Raw genomic sequence first — 15,480 nt, forward strand, 5'->3', positions numbered from 1 at the left:
CCCATGCGCATCCTCGTCACCGGCGGGGCCGGCTTCATCGGCTCCCACCTCGTCGACTCCCTTCTGGCGGAAGGGACTTCGACCCACCGCACCGTCACCGTCCTCGACGCCTTCACCTACGCGGGCAATCCCGCCAACCTCCCCTCGTCCGCGACCGGTTCGTGCCTCGACGTGGTCGAGGGGGACATCCGCGACGCCCACCTCGTCGATGCGCTCATGCGCGACCACGACGCCGTTGTGCACCTCGCCGCCGAGTCGCACGTCGACCGATCGATCGCGGACGGCGGGGAGTTCGCCTCCACCAACCTGCTCGGCACCCAGACGCTGCTGGAGGCCGCCGTCCGCCACGGCGTCGAGCGCTTCGTGCACGTCTCCACCGACGAGGTGTACGGCTCCATCCCGCACGGCGCCTGGTCGGAGGAGGAGCCGCTCGCACCCAACTCCCCCTACTCCGCGAGCAAAGCCGGCTCGGACCTGCTCGCGCTCGCCTACCACCGCACCCACGGCCTCGACGTCCGCGTCACCCGCTGCTCCAACAACTACGGGCCGCGCCAGCACCCGGAGAAGCTGATACCGCTCTTCACCACCCGACTGCTGCGCGGCGAGACGGTCCCGCTCTACGGCGACGGCGGCAACGTCCGCGACTGGCTCCACGTCGCCGACCACTGCCACGCGCTCCAACTCGTGCTGGAGAGCGGCGAACCGGGCCGCGTCTACAACATCGGCGGCGGCACCGAACTCACCAACCGTGAGCTGACCGCGCGCCTCCTCGACGCCTGCGGCGCCGACTGGGACCGCGTGACGCCCGTACCCGACCGCAAGGGCCACGACCGGCGCTACTGCGTCGACTGGTCCCGCATCCACGAAGAGCTCGGCTACACGCCGCGGCACTCCTTCGCGGAGGGGCTGGCCACCACCGTCGCGTGGTACCGCGACAACCCGGGGCGGTGGGCCCGGTGAGCGCCTGGCTGGTCACCGGAGCGCAGGGCATGCTCGGACGCGACGTCGTCGCCGTGCTCGAAGCCGCAGGGGAGCGCGTACAGCCGTGCACACGCGCCGAGTTGGACGTCACGGACGGCGCGGCGGTCGCCGGTGCGCTCGGCGCGGTGCGGCCCTCCGTCGTCGTCAACTGCGCCGCGTGGACCGACGTCGACGGGGCCGAGCAGGCCGAGCCGGAGGCACACCGGCAGAACGCCGAGGCACCGCGCCTCCTCGCCCGGGCCTGCGCCCGAAACGGCGCGCGGCTCCTGCACCTCTCGACGGACTACGTCTTCCCCGGCACCCACCGCCTCCCTTACGCGGAAGATGCCCCGACGGGGCCGCGCACCGCGTACGGGCGCACCAAACTCGCGGGCGAACAGGCCGTGTTGGCGGAGCTGCCGGCGGCGGGCGCGGTGGTGCGCACCGCCTGGCTCTACGGCAGGCACGGGCACAACTTCGTCCGCACCATGGCCGGGCGCGCCCTGGCGGGCGCCACCGTCGACGTCGTCGACGACCAGCACGGCCAGCCCACCTGGACGCGCGACGTCGCCCGACACCTCCTCGCGCTCGGACGCGCCGACGAGCCGGCGACCGGCGTCCACCACAGCACCTCGGCGGGCCGCACCACCTGGTACGAGTTCGCCCGCGAGGTCTTCCAGCGGTGCGGGGCCGACCCGGCGCGGGTACGGCCCGTCTCCAGCGCGGCGCTCGCACGCGCCGCGCCCCGCCCGGCGTGGAGCGTCCTGATGCAGAAGCGCACCCCTGCGCCTCACCAACCCGCCCCCCGGGACTGGCGGGAGGTGCTCGCCGAGGCGCTCCCCCACGTCGTCCCGTCCGGTGCGCCGAACTTCGAAGGAGAGTCGTGAAGGAACCGTTGACGATCGAGGGCGCGTGGCGCCGCACGCCCCGCGTCCACACGGACGAGCGCGGGAGGTTCCACGAACTCTTCCGCCGGGAGGACTCCGTCGAGCAGGGGGAACAGGTCGAGCGGCTCGAGACGGCGCAGGCGAACTGCTCGGTCTCCCGGCGCGGGGCGCTGCGCGGCATCCACTTCGCCGACGTGCCTCCCGGCCAGGCGAAGCACGTGGCGTGCGTACAGGGCGCGATCCTCGACGTCGTCGTCGACGTACGGGTCGGCTCGCCGACGTTCGGCGCGTGGGAGGCCGTCGAACTCAGCGCGGAGAACGGGCACTCCGTCCACCTCTCCGAGGGCCTCGGCCACGCCTTTCTCGCGCTCAGCGAGACCGCCACCGTGGTCTACCTCTGCTCCACCGGGTACGCGCCCGGACGCGAGCACGGCATCCAGCCGCTCGACCCCGGCATCGGCATCGCGTGGCCGTCCGACATCGAGCCGATCCTCTCCGCCAAGGACCGGGAGGCGCCGACGCTCGCCGAGGCGGCCGAGGCCGGACTCCTCCCCCGCCACGACGCCTGCCTGCGGTACCGCGCCGCGCACCACAGGACGGAGGGCGCCGCGTGACCGCTCTCGCCGCCGACTCGGCTGCGGGTACGGGTAGTTCGGCGCAGACACCGGGCGTGGGCCCCGCGCGCGCCGGCGCGGGGCTGGTGCTCGGGGTGGTGCTCCTCGTCGCCTCCGTGGTGCTGAGCCTGTGCGCCGGCGCCGAGGCCGTGCCTCCGGGGACGGTCTGGGACGCGCTGGTGCACGGCGCACACGGCGAAGAGGCGGCGATCGTGCAGGACATGCGGCTGCCGCGGACCCTCATCGGGCTCGCGGTCGGCGCCGCGCTGGGGCTCGCGGGCGCCGTGATGCAGTCGCTCACCCGGAACCCGCTCGCCGACCCCGGGCTGCTCGGCGTCAACGCGGGCGCCTCCGCCGCCGTCGTCACCGCGATCAGTCTCTTCGGGGTGGAGAGCTTCGGCGGCTACCTGTGGTTCGCCGTCGCCGGCGCGGGGATCGCCTCGGTCGTCGTCAGTGCGCTCGGCGGCAGCGGCGCCGCGACCCCCGTACGACTCGCGCTCGCCGGCACCGCGGTGAGCGCGGCGCTCTCCGGGTACATCAACGGCCTCCAACTCCTCGACACGCACGCCCTCGACCGGCTCCGCAACTGGGACGTCGGCAGCCTCGCCGGACGCTCGGGCGACCTGCTCGCGCAGGCCGCGCCGCTCCTCGTCGTCGGCGCCTTCCTCGCCTTCGCGCTCGCCCGGCCGCTCAACGTGATGGCGTTCGGGGACGATTCGGCGCGCGCCCTCGGGACAAGCCCCGGGCGCACGCGCGTGCTCTCCGTCGTCTCGGTGACGCTGCTGTGCGGCGGCGCGACGGCCGTCTGCGGGCCGATCGGCTTCGTCGGCCTGATGGTGCCGCACGCGGTGCGGTTCTTCACGGGGCCCCACACGCCGCGGCTCTTCGCGTACTGCGCGCTGTACGCGCCGGTCCTGCTGCTCGTCTCCGACGTGGTGGGCCGCGTCGTCGCGCCGCCCTCGGAGATCCAGGTCGGCATCATCACCGCCCTCCTCGGCGGCCTGCTCTTCATCCACCTGGTACGACGCCGAAAGGTGGCGCAACTGTGAGCCCGACCGGCCCCGGCCGCACCACGCTCGACCCGCCGCAGGCGCCGCCGGAGCCCCCGCGGCACAGCGTCACCCGCAGCCATCTGCGCACCCGCGGCGACCGGCTCTCCCTCCGCTTCGAGCTGCGCGCGGTGTACGTCGCCGCGGTGCTCGCGGTGCTCGGGCTCTTCATGGCGACGGTCGCCATCGGTTCGGGCGAATATCCGCTCAGCCCGGTCGAGGTCGTACGCACCCTGCTCGGAGACGGGCCGCCCGGCGCCGAGTTCATCGTCACGGGGCTGCGGTTGCCGCGCGCGCTCGACGCGCTCCTCGTCGGCTTCGGCATGGGCGTCGCAGGCGCCGTCTTCCAGTCGCTCTCCCGCAACCCGCTCGGCAGCCCCGACATCATCGGCTTCGGCAGCGGTGCCTCGACGGGTGCGCTGGTGGCGCTCCTCGTCTTCAACTCGGGCCCCGTACCGACTGCGGCCGGTGCCGTCGGCGGCGGCCTGCTCACCGCGGTCGTCGTCTACCTGCTCGCCCGCAAGGGCGGCGCCCACGGCTACCGGCTGGTGCTCATCGGCATCGGCATCACCGCGGTCCTCAACTCGGTCACCTCGTTCCTCTTCGTACGGGCCGACCTCGGCAAGGCGGCGGAGGCAGCGACGTGGCGCATCGGCAGCCTCGGCGGGCGCGGTTGGAGCGACGCCGCGACGGCCGCCGTCGGCCTGCTCGTCCTGCTGCCCGTGCTCCTCGCCGCGGCCCGGCGCCTCTCGCTCCTGGAGCTCGGCGACGACGCGGCCGCCGCGCTCGGCGTCGGCCCCGAGCGGACGCGGGTGCTGCTGCTCGTCACCGGCACCGGGCTGACGGCGATGTCGGTCGCGGCCGCCGGACCCATCCCGTTCGTCGCGCTGGCCGCACCGCAGATCGCGCGGAGACTGACGCGCTCACCCGGGCCGAACCTGCTGCCGGCCGGGTGGGTCGGCGCGCTCCTCGTCGTGGCGTCCGACTGGGCCGCCGGCAAGCTGCCGGGCATCGTCCCGGTCGGCGTCGTCACCGGCTGCGCCGGCGGCGTGTACCTCGCCTGGCTGCTGTGGCGCCAACGGCGGGCGGGGCGGCTGTAGCGGGGCATCGAAGGGACGCACCGTCTCGCACCGCAGGACATCCGCATCCGGAGCCATACCGTTCCGCAACGTGGGCCGGCCGCAGCAGCGGCCGTGCCGTCCCACGACGCCGCACCGTTCCGCGGCATCGGACACCCGCATCCGAGGGCGCACCGTTCAGCAACATGGGGCGGCTGAAAACCGGAGTCGAGCCGTCCCACCACGGGGAGCGCTCACATCCGGAGGCCGGGCCACCGGCGACGCGGGGCGACCGCATGGTCAGCCGCACCGTTCCGCGGCCTTCGGCTGCGTCGCACCGTTCGGCGGACGGACGCGGGACGGCGCCGCGTCCCCGGCGCGCGTCCGCCGCCACCCGTGGAGCACCCCGCAACTCCCCGGACGGCGGGCCGACTTCGCCTCCCGAACGGGCGGCAGGCGCCGCCCTAGGGCCGCATGACGAGCTTCCCCACGTGTCCCCTGCGGGCGAGCTCCTCCTGTGCCTCGGCGGCCCGGTCGAGCGGGAACCTCGCGGCGACGACGGGCTGGACGTCGGCCCGCCGGGCCAGGTCCATGAGGAGGTCGAAGTGCGTGGGCGTGTGCATCGCGGAGCCGATCACCTGCGCGTTGTGGAGGTAGAGGCGGCGCACGTCGAAGGCGACCTCGTAGCCGCCGAGCGCGCCGGCGACGACCCACCGGCCGCCCTCGCGGAGCAGCGGCAGTCCGTCGCTCACCAACTCGCCTGCCACGACGTCGAGCGCGACGTCGACGCCCTCGGGCGCGGCGTCGTGGACCTGCTCGGGAACGTCCCGCGCGCGGTCGAGGACCGCGTGGGCGCCTGCCTCGCGCACCGACTCGATCTTCGATCCGCTGCTGATCGCGAGCACCTTCGCCCCCCGCGCGCGGGCGATCTGCACCGCCGCGAGGCCGACCCCGCCGGACGCCCCCGAGACCAGTACGGTCTCGCCTTCGCGGAGGCGTCCGCGCTCGATCATGCCGAGTGCCGTGCCGTAGGCGGTCGGCAGCGAGGCGAGCTGTTCGTCCGTGAGCGGGGACTCCGTCGCGTCGTGCACGCGGTCGGTGCGCGCGGTGACGTACTCGGCGTAACCGCCGTCGCGTTCGCTTCCCATCAGGCCGACGGGCTGCGCGTCGGGGCCGTCGGAGTCGTAGATGGCCGGGTCGACGACCACGCGGCGGCCGACGAGGCTCTCGTCCACATCTGCGCCGACCGCCGCGACCCGGCCTGCGACGTCGGCGCCCTGAATGCGCGGGAAGTCGATCGGGCCCCGCCAGCCCGACAGCGCCTCCGGGTCTCCCGGGCGACCGTAAGCGCCCTGCCGGGTCCACAGGTCCGTGTTGTTCAGCGCCACGGCGCCGACCCTCACCAGCACCTCCCCCGTCTTCGGAACGGGCAGGGGCACCTCCGCCGGTTCGAGCACCTCCGGTCCTCCGTGCTCTGTGATCCGCACCGCGCGCATCGTCTCGGGCATCGCTGGAACCTCCTCGCGGGTATACCGGTCTGTTTAGTGACGACCACGGTATACCGATCGGTCAAGTCTGCTCAAGGCGGGAACGGCGCGTCCGTGGCATGTGGCTGCCGAGGAGTTGTTCCGCGGACGCGGGGTTGTGTGACCGGGGAGCTCCGACATCGCGGCGTCGACCCCCGGGCGACGCGGAACAGCCCGGCCCCGTGCGGCGTTCACCGTAGGCACGGTTCGAAGCAACGGAGGCATTTCGGCATGCACGGTGAGTACAAGATCCCCGGCGGCAAGCTGGTCGTCGTCGACCTGGAGCAGCGCGGAGGCGTCCTGCGGAACGTGCAGGTTGCCGGCGACTTCTTCCTGGAGCCCGACGAGGCGATCACCGCGATCAACCAGTCGCTCGAGGGCGCCTCCGCCGACACGGATCTCACCGGTCTCGCGGCGAGGATCGAGGCGGCCGTCCCCGAGGACACCGTCATGTACGGGATCACGGCTGCGGGCGTCGCCGTCGCGGTGCGCCGCGCCCTCGCCGAGGCGACTGACTGGACCGACTACGACTGGCAGGTCATCCACGAGGCACCGCAGTCCCCGCCGCTCCATATGGCGCTCGACCAGGTCCTCACCGAGGAGGTCGCCGCGGGCCGCAGGCCGCCGACGCTGCGGGTGTGGGAGTGGGCCTCGCCCGCCGTCATCATCGGCAGCTTCCAGTCCCTCCGCAACGAGGTCGACCCCGAGGGCGCCGACCGGCACGGGGTGACCGTCGTCCGCAGGATCTCGGGCGGCGGAGCGATGTTCGTCGAGCGCGACAACACCATCACCTACTCCCTCTCCGTCCCCGCCTCCCTCGTCTCCGGGCTCTCCTTCGCCGACTCCTACGCCTACCTGGACGACTGGGTCCTCGCGGCTCTCGGCGACATCGGCGTCCGCGCCTGGTACGTGCCGCTCAACGACATCGCCTCGAAGGACGGGAAGATCGGCGGCGCCGCCCAGAAGCGCATCGCCACCGGCGACGGTGCCGTCCTCCACCACGTGACCATGTCCTACGACATCGACGCCGACAAGATGCTCGACGTCCTCCGCATCGGCAAGGAGAAACTCTCCGACAAGGGCACCACCAGCGCCAAGAAGCGCGTCGACCCCCTCCGCCGCCAGACCGGCCTCCCCCGCGCCGAGATCATCGACCGCATGATCGCCTCCTTCGCCCAGCGCTACGGCCTCACCGAAGGAGCCGTTACCGCCGAGGAGATGGCCCGCGCCGAGGAACTGGCACGGACGAAGTTCGGCAGCGAGGAGTGGACGGGGCGGGTGGCGTAGGGCCGCCCGTCCCGGCCGCGGGCGAGCGCCCCCACTCTCCCTGCGCCCCCGAGATCCCACGCAATCCGCCGAACTTCCCGCCAGCGCGGACCCGTTCGGCGCCGAGTCGCGAAAACCCCGACCGAAAGAGCCCCAACGCGACGAACCCCAGCGCTCCGATGGCACCCACCGGCACAGTCGCCTCGCCCTGCGCGCCCAACACCCCACCCCACGCCCCGAATCGCCCCCGCAACCACGCCGAACCCCCGTGCGTCCCCCCTGGCGTCGAGGCGCCGCGCCCAGGCGCTGCCAGGAGGAGCCAGGTGGAAGCTTCCGCACGCCGAGGGCGGCGCCGTCGTCCCGGCCGTCTCGGTGCCGCCGTCATCGGAGGCGCCGCGGGGATCGCCGTGACGGTGACGGCCGTTGCGGTGCTGTGGTGGCCGCGGTCGGACGTCGTCCAGGAGAGCCGGGCCCCGGCGGACGTGCAGTACGCGGACGGGTCGCGGCATCACCTGGCGCTCGTCGAGGAGCGCACGCTCTCCGGGCGGGAGACGTACCGTCTGGTGGTCGGGCGGGACCCGGGGCACGGCTACGGACACCACGTCGACCTCGGCGCAGGGGTCGCCGCCGAGGGGATCGAATCGGTCGCGTGGACGGCCGCGGGCGTGCGGGTGCGATTCGGCACGGGACACCGGGTGTTCGTCCCCGCCTCCCTCTTCGTGGGCGGTCGCTGAAGCGGTCCGCCGTGCGGGCGCGGCCGTCGCGGGCCATCGTGGAGACCGGGCGTCCGGCGAGGTCCGCGACCTCGCGCGCGCCGACGGGGGCACCTACGGGCTCGGCGCCGAGTACCTCTACCGGATGCTCGACTGGGACCGCGAGCAGCGCAGTTGAGGCCCTGGCGGCGGGCTGCGGTCCAGGTGGCCGGGGCTTAGCCTGAAGTGGCTTCCGGGCTCGCGTGCGGGAGCGCCGGGCCGCGGTGCGGGCCGGCCGGCCGTCGTCGGCGAAAGGAAGGGAGCTGCCATGGGAGAGGAAGTCGAGGTCGTGGACGCTCCGGGCGCCAACCGGTACGAAGCCCGGATCGGCGGTGAGCTGGCGGGGTTCGCGCAGTACGTGCGGTCGCCGACGGTCGTCGCGTTCATCCACACCGAGGTCGACCCCGCGTACGAGGGCCGCGGCGTCGGGAGCGCGCTGGCGCGGGCGGGGCTCGACGCGGAGCGGGCCGCGGGGCACCAGGTCGTACCGGTCTGCCCGTTCGTCGCGGGCTGGATTCGCAAGCACCCGGAGTACCAGGCGCTCGTCTACGACGAGGAGAGCGCGGTCTCCGACTGAATCCGGCGGCCGGCCTGCGGGGAGGGCACCGCGCCGAGGTCGCACCCGGCACGCCACCACCGCTGGACACCCCCAAATAACTGTTTGACGGTTGCCCCCCGCCCGCCGACACTTCCGTCATGCCGCCAACTTCCCCCGACGCACCGCGAGAAGAGCTGCGCGGACTCCGCGTCCTCGCGCACCCGCTGCGCCTCCGGCTGCTCTCGCTCACCACCGCACGCGCGTACAGCGCGGCCGAGGCCGCCCGCGAGCTGGGTGCCTCGCAGGCCAACGTCAGCTACCACCTGCGCCGACTCCACGAGGCGGGCCTGTTGAAGCTCGACGGCGAGGAGACCGTCCACGGCGGCCTCGCCAAGCGGTACTGCTACGACAGGTCGAGCCGCCTCACCGCCGGCACCGGGGCGGACGAGTACGCGGCCGTCGCCTCCGCGCTCGGCGAGGAGCTGCGTCGCCGCTCACACCGCCGCGATCCCCGGCACCCGGGCTCGCTCACCGACGCGGAGGTCTGGCTGCCGAAGGCGACGTGGGAGCGGGTCCGCGAACTCGCCGAGGAGATCGGCGAGTTGGTGCACGAGGAGGCCGTCCCCGCCGACAGCCCGGGCGCCGTCCCCACCAGCGCGACGCTGCTGCTCTTCCGCATGGCCGACGGACGGGGAGACGGGGAGTGAAAAGCCGCCGGACCGCCCGGAACCGACCGCTCCTGAATGCCCTGCGCCGACGCAACCTGCGGAACCTCGCCGCCGGGCGCTCGCTGACACACTGCGCCAATACGATGGCGCCCATCGCCCTCGCCTTCGCCGTCCTCGACCTGACGGGCTCCGCCGCCCACATGGGGTTGGTCGTCGCCGCGCGTTCGCTCACCAATGTCGCGCTCGTCCTGCTCGGCGGGATGCTCGCCGACCGGCTGCCGAAGAGCGTGATCCTCCAGGGCTCCAGCTTCGCGGCGGCTGCCGCCCAAGCCACCGTCGCCGCCGTCCTGTTGACCGGAAGCGGCGGACTGCCCGCGCTCGTGGCACTGAGCACCGTCAACGGCGCCGTCGCCGCGCTCTCGCTCCCGGCCGCTGTCGCGCTCACCCCGTACACGGTCCCCGCCGGGGAGCTGCGCGCCGCCAACGCCGTGGCGCGGATGGGGGTGCAGGGCGGGATGATGGCCGGTGCGTCGCTGGGCGGGGCGGTGACGGCGGTGTTCTCGCCCGCGTGGGGCTTCGCCGTCAACGCGGTGCTCTTTGCGGGGGCCGCAGTCGCGTACCACGGGGTGCGCGTCTCGCAACCGCCCCGGGAGAGTTCGCACCCGATCCGCGAACTCCGCGAGGGGTGGCGGGAGTTCACGGCACGGCGGTGGGTGTGGCTCGTCGTGCTCCAGTTCTTCGTCGTCAACGGTGTGACGGCGGGCGGCATTTACGTGCTCGGCCCGACGATCGCCGACGACACCTTCGGACGCACCTTCTGGGGGCTCGTGCTCGCCGTGCAGATGGCGGGCGCCCTCGTCGGCGGACTCTTCGCGGCGCGCTCGCGGGTGCGGCACGCCCTGCGGCTCGGCGTCGCCGTCGTCGTCTTCGACGCGCTGCCGCTGCTGGCGCTCGCCGAGACGGCGCCGCTCGCGCTGCTGGTGGCGGCGATGTTCGTGAACGGCGTGGCGATGGAGCAGTTCGGCGTCGCCTGGGAGGTGTCGCTCCAGGAGAACATCCCGACGGACCGGCTCGCCCGCGTCTACTCCTACGACGTCCTCGGCTCCCTGCTCGCCCTCCCGCTCGGCGAGGTCGCCGCCGGCTGGCTCGCCGAACGGTACGGCACACGCCCCGCGTTGCTCGGCGGCACCGCCCTGCTCGTCGCCGCGACGGGGCTCGTCCTCTGCAGTCGCCAGGTGCGCGGGCTCACCGTCCGCGCGAGAGCGGGCGACGTCGGGGACACTGCCGCGGAGGAGGAATCCAGCGCGGCGACGTAGGGCGCCGGCCCGGTGGCAGCCCGCCGCTCGCGCCGCTACAGCGCGCCGCCGCTGCTGCGGCCCAAGGGCGGCGGCCGAAGGGATGGGGCGGGCGCGGGCTCCGCCGCAGGCCCGTTGGACCGCCGCACCGCCCCACCCCCGTAGGAGCGGCGCAACGTCTGTCCCCGGAACCGAGCGCGACGCCCTACGAAACTCCCTCGGCAAGCCGCTCCCCCTCTCCCCGCCCCGCGCGTAGCAGCACCTCGGTGAGCGTCTCCGGCGCCGAGACCATGGGGAAGTGCGCGGTGTCCAGGTCGAAGAAGGCCGAGGTGGGCCGTGTGAGCGCGGCGAACCGCGGGTCGCCGGTGGCGGCGAGTTCCGCCGCCACCGCCGTACTGGTGCCGTTGCGGGTGCAGAAGACGCCGGTGAGCGGCGTCTCTGCCGCGGCGCCTGTCAGGTGCAGGCGGCTGGTGAAGGTGCCGAGCGGCTGGGGCGCCGCTCGCCTCACCATCCAGGCGAGTTGGGCCTCGTCGAGGTCGGAGGTGGCGGCGCCCCGCCACTGCTCGGCGGTCGGCGCCGGAATCCGCCAACCCTCCTCGGCCTCGACGGCGTGCCGCCGCATCACGGACTGGCGCGGCGAGTCGGGCTCCCTCTCGTTGAGCAGCTCCAGGACGGAGTAGCCGTCGAGCGGAAACGCGGCGTCGAGGTAGACGACCCGCTCGACGCGTGCGCCGCGCCGGTCGGCCGCACCCACCGCGGGGAAGATGCCGTAGCAGTGCCCGACCAGGACGATGCGCTCCCCTTCGAGGTGGTCGAGGATCTGCACCAGGTCCTCGACGTGCGTCTCCAAGTCCACGGCGGGGCCCGCGAGATGGCGCCGGTCCCCCATGCCGGTGAACGTCACCGGGTGCGCTCCGGCCCCGGCGCCACGCAGCCCGTCTGCGACCTCCTCCCACACCCAACCGCCCAGGTAGCCGCCGGGGACGAGGACGAACGTCGGCTCAGTGGTCATGCGACCTCCCATGGTCGTCGTGCGGGCCGTCCTGCGCGGCCGCGTGCTCAGTACGCTAGGAACTCCAGCGACGGGAGGTTCAACCCTTGCTCCTCGACGAGACGTTGAGCATCGGCGAGCTCGCAGCACGGACCGGCGCCACGGTCAAGACCGTCCGCTACTACTCCGACCGAGGGGTGCTCCCCGAGGCGGGCCGTAGCAGCGGCGGGCACCGCAGGTACGCGCCGGAAGCAGTGGACCGGCTGCGCCGCGCCCGGTCGCTGCGCGCACTGGGCCTCTCCCTGCCGGAGGTCTCCCGTCTGCTGGCGCACCCCGAGGAAGAGTTCGAAGGAGCTTTGGAGGGCGCCGCGGCACGGAAGTTGGGCGACCTCGGCACGGAACTCACCGCGCTGCGTTGGCGGGAGGCGGCGCTCCGCCTGCTCCACGAGAGCCCGCCGGAGTTGCGCGCCGAACGCCTGCTGCTCGTCGGCGGGTTGGACGCGCCGCCCGCCACGGCGGATCTGGCGCGCTTCTGGCGGAGGCTGCTCCCGCCGGGTATCCCGCACCGCCTGCGCGACGCCGTGGTGGAGGCCGCCGTGGTGTGCCCGCCCGCCGAGCCGACGCCGCAACACGTCCTCGCACAGGCCGAGTTGCACACCCTCGCCACCAGGGGACGGCTCAGCGTCGACCTCTGCGCCCCCTTCTCGGCGGCCCACCCCGGCTACCGCCCCGACGTGCTCTACGAGGGCATCGCCGAGGCGGTGCCGCTCACGTCCGCGCACCTGCGCGCCGGGCGCCCGCCGCACGAGGGGGACGCCCTCGACTGCTTCGTCGCCGCCCACGCCCGCGCCCGCGGCGCCGACGACACCCCGACGTTCCGCCGCGACCTCAGCCGCCACCTCGCACGGACGGCCGACCCGATGATCGAGCGCTACTGGCAGCTCGCGGGCCGGCTGGCACCCGCCGACGAGCCCACCCCCGGCGCCGTCGACGACTGGCACCGGGCCGCTCTCGACGGCCAGTTGGCGCGTACGGACGCCTGACCTCGCAGCACCGGCGGGCAGACGGGGCCGCACCCGGCGAAGGCGCGGCCCCTGGCCGGGCTACTGCTCCGGCCAGCCGCCGTACGGGACGGTGAGCAGCTCTAGCTGGTGCCCGTTCGGGTCCAGGAAGTAGACACCGCTGCCGCCGTCGTTGTGGTTGACCGTCCCCGGATGCTTCCGGTGGGGGTCGGCCCAGTGCGCGAGGCCGCGTTGGGAGATCTTGGCGTAGGCCGCCGCGAACTCGTCCTCGGACACGAGGAAGGCGTAGTGCTGCGGTGCGATGTGCTGCTCGGTGCTGGCGAAGTCCAGGGTGATGCCGTTGCTCAACACCACGGGGACGAACGGGCCCCATTCGGGGCCGACTTCGAGTTCCAGCAGCTCCGCGAAGAATTCAGCGGATTCCCGGTTGTCCCGGGAGTGGACGATCGTGTGGTTCAACTCGACTGCCAAAAGAATGCCTCCATAGGCATCTCCCGACACCTCCATGCCTCACCCTGCCGGTGACCGACACGCGATGCCGTGCCAGCACGGTACGACACCCGGGCGGCCGATGTCCTCCGCTTTCGTCCTCTTTCGGAAGAACGCCCGCACGACCCCGGCACCATCGAGGGTCAGCGCGCACAGCGCGAAAGCCCGTCGCACCGTGGTGAATCCCCTGACGGCCGCCGGTGACACATCGTGTCGGGCGACCCTTTGACAGGCCGCTCCCGACGGGTCGTACGGTGGCCCGCGGGTAGGCCAGGGCGCGCCCGCTACCGGTGAAAAGGCGTCTCGACCTCGGAGTCGACCGAAGCCGCATACCCGTACCTGGTGAGGTGACGCTCTTCATGGCTGACACGGCCTCCACGGCGCAGCCGTCCGGTTACCGCGGCAAAGCCGTCGGCATCTCGATAGCCGCGGCCGTCGGTGGATTCCTCTTCGGCTTCGACTCCTCCGTGATCAACGGCGCCGTGGATTCCCTCAGCGGGCACTTCCAGCTCGGCGACTTCCTCTCGGGGTTCGTCGTCTCCATCGCGCTCCTCGGCTGCGCGGTCGGCGCCTGGTACGCGGGCCGCCTCGCCGACGGGTGGGGCCGCCGCAACGTGATGCTGCTGAGCGCGGCGATGTTCGTGATCAGCTCGGCCGGGTCCGCGTTCGCCTTCTCCGTGCCCGACCTGCTGCTCTGGCGCGTCGTCGGCGGCCTCGGCATCGGCATCGCCTCCGTGATCGCGCCCGCCTACATCTCCGAGGTCGCGCCCGCCTCGGGCCGCGGCGCGCTCGGCTCCCTCCAGCAGTTGGCCATCACCATCGGGCAGCTCGTCGTCCTCAGCTCCAACAAGAGCCTGGCGGGAGCGGCCGGCGGCGCGTCCCAGGACCTGTGGCTCGGCATGCCGGCCTGGCGCTGGATGTTCCTCGTCGGGGTGCTGCCGGCCGTCGTGTACGCGGTGTTGGCGGTGCTCATCCCCGAGTCGCCGCGCTACCTCGTGCTGGCGGGCAAGGAGGAGAAGGCCGCAGAGGTCCTCGGCAGGGTGACGGGCGTCGCCGAACCGCAGTCCAAGGTGCGGGAGATCCGCGAGACCCTCCGCAAGGAGCACAAGAGCAGCTTCAGCGACCTCCGAGGCCCCCGCTTCGGGCTGCATCCGCTGGTCTGGGTCGGTATCGCCATGGCCGCGTTCCAGCAGCTCGTCGGCATCAACGCGATCTTCTACTACTCGACGACGCTGTGGCAGTCGGTCGGCTTCAGCGAGTCCGACTCCTTCACGACCTCCGTCATCACCGCCGGCGTCAACGTCGTCATGACGGTCGTCTCGATGCTCTTCGTCGACCGCGTGGGCCGCCGCAGGCTGCTGTCGATCGGCTCGGTCGGCATGTTCGTCGCGCTCGCCGTCACCGCCGTCGCCTTCTCGCAGCAGCGGGGCAGCGGCGAGGACATCTCCCTGCCCGACCCCTACGGACCCGTGGCTCTCGTCGGAGCCAACGCGTTCGTGGTCTTCTTCGCCCTCTCCTGGGGCCCCATCATGTGGATCATGCTCGCGGAGATGTTCCCCAACCGGATGCGGGCCATGGCGCTGGCGATCGGCACCGCCGCCAACTGGATCTTCAACTTCCTCGTCACCTTCTCCTTCGAGCCCATGACGGAGCGCGTCGGCCTCTCCTGGCTCTACGGGGCGTTCGCGTTCTTCGCCGCGGCCTCCTTCGTCTTCGTCCGCAGCAAGGTCCCGGAGACCAAGCAGCGGGAGCTGGAGTCGATGACCGGGGAGACGCACCAGCGGAAGGGCGGCTAGGCCGCAGGCCGAGGTCGCGGGTCGCCGGGGATCGCGCGGCGAGATGCCGTACTGCGTGCGCGCTGTCTCCTCGCCCCGGAGTTGGCAGCGGCGGTGCGAGCCGTGGTGCAGGCAGCCGTGGCGTGGGCACGCAGCAGATCGAGCCCCGCCAACTCCGGTGCTGGCGGGGCCTTTCCGTTCAGAGTCCCCTACTTGCCGAGCGCGCTCCGGGGCAGGCGACGCCTACGGGTGGAACCGCCCGTCGGAGAGCGCGGATACGAAGCGCTGCCACGAGGCTGAGGGGAACGTCAGAGCGGGGCACTCGGTGTTTTTCGAGTCCCGGACCGGGACTGCGCCTTCCGATGCGTGGTCTGGCGCCCACTCGACGCAGGCACCGCCGTTGTCACTGTAGGAGGACTTGAACCACCGGAGGGACGCGGTCATCACGGAGTGCTCCCTTCCCAGTTGCCTGATCACGGCGCCAGGCACCAATGAGGGCGACCGCCCTCGTCCGAGGGCATGCCCGCATCCGGTGCGGCGCACACGTGCGCACACCCGGCAACGCCTAAGTGCCCTGCAACCACCAACTC

16 protein-coding genes are annotated in these 15,480 nt (G+C 73.1%); 12 read left to right on the plus strand and 4 right to left on the minus strand.

Annotated elements, in window-relative coordinates; genetic code table 11:
- The first annotated feature begins 3 nt into the window (after positions 1-3).
- The 5 genes from rfbB to F603_RS0130490 are packed head-to-tail and all read left to right on the plus strand — an operon-like array spanning position 4 to position 4,610.
- Positions 4-960, plus strand: coding sequence for a dTDP-glucose 4,6-dehydratase (rfbB, locus tag F603_RS0130470; protein WP_019549712.1), 957 nt, complete (start codon positions 4-6; stop codon positions 958-960).
- Positions 957-1,847: a dTDP-4-dehydrorhamnose reductase gene (rfbD, locus tag F603_RS0130475; protein ID WP_019549713.1), complete on the plus strand. Its 891-nt coding sequence runs from the start codon at positions 957-959 to the stop codon at positions 1,845-1,847. Before rfbB ends, rfbD begins: the two co-directional genes overlap by 4 nt.
- A complete protein-coding gene (locus F603_RS0130480; RefSeq protein WP_019549714.1) occupies positions 1,844-2,461 on the plus strand; it encodes a dTDP-4-dehydrorhamnose 3,5-epimerase family protein in 618 nt (205 codons plus the stop codon). The genes rfbD and F603_RS0130480 overlap by 4 nt, the downstream gene beginning before the upstream one ends.
- Positions 2,458-3,510, plus strand: coding sequence for a FecCD family ABC transporter permease (locus F603_RS0130485; RefSeq protein ID WP_019549715.1), 1,053 nt, complete (start codon positions 2,458-2,460; stop codon positions 3,508-3,510). Before F603_RS0130480 ends, F603_RS0130485 begins: the two co-directional genes overlap by 4 nt.
- A complete protein-coding gene (locus F603_RS0130490) occupies positions 3,507-4,610 on the plus strand; it encodes a FecCD family ABC transporter permease (protein ID WP_019549716.1) in 1,104 nt (367 codons plus the stop codon). The genes F603_RS0130485 and F603_RS0130490 overlap by 4 nt, the downstream gene beginning before the upstream one ends.
- Positions 4,611-5,032: 422 nt before the next feature.
- Here the strand turns inward: F603_RS0130490 and F603_RS0130495 are convergent, their stop codons facing one another.
- Positions 5,033-6,076: a zinc-binding dehydrogenase gene (locus F603_RS0130495; protein WP_019549717.1), complete on the minus strand. Its 1,044-nt coding sequence runs from the start codon at positions 6,074-6,076 to the stop codon at positions 5,033-5,035.
- A gap of 249 nt (positions 6,077-6,325) precedes the next feature.
- On the opposite strand from F603_RS0130495, the gene lplAB reads away from it, so the two are divergent.
- The 5 genes from lplAB to F603_RS0130520 all read left to right on the plus strand — a co-directional run bounded on the left by lplAB (position 6,326) and on the right by F603_RS0130520 (position 10,634).
- Positions 6,326-7,381, plus strand: a complete 1,056-nt coding sequence (lplAB, locus tag F603_RS0130500; RefSeq protein WP_019549718.1) for a lipoate-protein ligase LplAB — start codon at positions 6,326-6,328, stop codon at positions 7,379-7,381.
- A gap of 302 nt (positions 7,382-7,683) precedes the next feature.
- Complete coding sequence (locus F603_RS0130505) at positions 7,684-8,094, plus strand: hypothetical protein (protein WP_019549719.1); 411 nt, start codon at positions 7,684-7,686, stop codon at positions 8,092-8,094.
- A 286-nt stretch (positions 8,095-8,380) separates the two neighbouring features.
- Positions 8,381-8,689 carry a GNAT family N-acetyltransferase gene (locus F603_RS0130510; RefSeq protein WP_019549720.1) on the plus strand — a complete coding sequence of 103 codons (309 nt, stop codon included), beginning with the start codon at positions 8,381-8,383 and terminating at the stop codon, positions 8,687-8,689.
- A 119-nt stretch (positions 8,690-8,808) separates the two neighbouring features.
- Positions 8,809-9,357, plus strand: a complete 549-nt coding sequence (locus tag F603_RS0130515) for a helix-turn-helix domain-containing protein (RefSeq protein WP_019549721.1) — start codon at positions 8,809-8,811, stop codon at positions 9,355-9,357.
- A 104-nt stretch (positions 9,358-9,461) separates the two neighbouring features.
- On the plus strand, positions 9,462-10,634 hold the full coding sequence (locus tag F603_RS0130520; protein ID WP_245600948.1) for an MFS transporter: 1,173 nt from the start codon (positions 9,462-9,464) through the stop codon (positions 10,632-10,634).
- Positions 10,635-10,818: 184 nt separating this feature from the next.
- Here the strand turns inward: F603_RS0130520 and F603_RS0130525 are convergent, their stop codons facing one another.
- Positions 10,819-11,625, minus strand: a complete 807-nt coding sequence (locus tag F603_RS0130525) for an alpha/beta fold hydrolase (RefSeq protein ID WP_019549723.1) — start codon at positions 11,623-11,625, stop codon at positions 10,819-10,821.
- 86 nt (positions 11,626-11,711) lie between these two features.
- On the opposite strand from F603_RS0130525, the gene F603_RS0130530 reads away from it, so the two are divergent.
- Complete coding sequence (locus F603_RS0130530; RefSeq protein ID WP_019549724.1) at positions 11,712-12,647, plus strand: helix-turn-helix domain-containing protein; 936 nt, start codon at positions 11,712-11,714, stop codon at positions 12,645-12,647.
- A 60-nt stretch (positions 12,648-12,707) separates the two neighbouring features.
- Here F603_RS0130530 and F603_RS0130535 read toward each other — a convergent pair whose 3' ends face one another.
- Positions 12,708-13,097 carry a VOC family protein gene (locus F603_RS0130535; RefSeq protein ID WP_019549725.1) on the minus strand — a complete coding sequence of 130 codons (390 nt, stop codon included), beginning with the start codon at positions 13,095-13,097 and terminating at the stop codon, positions 12,708-12,710.
- 377 nt (positions 13,098-13,474) lie between these two features.
- On the opposite strand from F603_RS0130535, the gene F603_RS0130540 reads away from it, so the two are divergent.
- Complete coding sequence (locus F603_RS0130540; RefSeq protein WP_051096440.1) at positions 13,475-14,911, plus strand: sugar porter family MFS transporter; 1,437 nt, start codon at positions 13,475-13,477, stop codon at positions 14,909-14,911.
- A gap of 222 nt (positions 14,912-15,133) precedes the next feature.
- Here F603_RS0130540 and F603_RS0130545 read toward each other — a convergent pair whose 3' ends face one another.
- Entirely contained in the window at positions 15,134-15,334 is a 201-nt protein-coding gene (locus F603_RS0130545; protein ID WP_019549727.1) for a DUF397 domain-containing protein, read from the minus strand.
- Positions 15,335-15,480 lie beyond the last annotated feature (146 nt).

Source organism: Streptomyces sulphureus DSM 40104 (assembly GCF_000381025.1).
GTDB lineage: Bacteria > Actinomycetota > Actinomycetes > Streptomycetales > Streptomycetaceae > Streptomyces > Streptomyces sulphureus.

Excerpts from the sequence above, each read along its gene's own strand:
- rfbB (WP_019549712.1), top strand. The coding sequence starts at position 4 with ATGCGCATCCTCGTCACCGGCGGGGCCGGCTTCATCGGCTCCCACCTC.
- F603_RS0130495 (WP_019549717.1), bottom strand. The coding sequence starts at position 6,076 with ATGCCCGAGACGATGCGCGCGGTGCGGATCACAGAGCACGGAGGACCG.
- lplAB (WP_019549718.1), top strand. The coding sequence starts at position 6,326 with ATGCACGGTGAGTACAAGATCCCCGGCGGCAAGCTGGTCGTCGTCGAC.
- F603_RS0130510 (WP_019549720.1), top strand. The coding sequence starts at position 8,381 with ATGGGAGAGGAAGTCGAGGTCGTGGACGCTCCGGGCGCCAACCGGTAC.
- F603_RS0130515 (WP_019549721.1), top strand. The coding sequence starts at position 8,809 with ATGCCGCCAACTTCCCCCGACGCACCGCGAGAAGAGCTGCGCGGACTC.
- F603_RS0130520 (WP_245600948.1), top strand. The coding sequence starts at position 9,462 with ATGGCGCCCATCGCCCTCGCCTTCGCCGTCCTCGACCTGACGGGCTCC.
- F603_RS0130525 (WP_019549723.1), bottom strand. The coding sequence starts at position 11,625 with ATGACCACTGAGCCGACGTTCGTCCTCGTCCCCGGCGGCTACCTGGGC.
- F603_RS0130540 (WP_051096440.1), top strand. The coding sequence starts at position 13,475 with ATGGCTGACACGGCCTCCACGGCGCAGCCGTCCGGTTACCGCGGCAAA.
- F603_RS0130545 (WP_019549727.1), bottom strand. The coding sequence starts at position 15,334 with ATGACCGCGTCCCTCCGGTGGTTCAAGTCCTCCTACAGTGACAACGGC.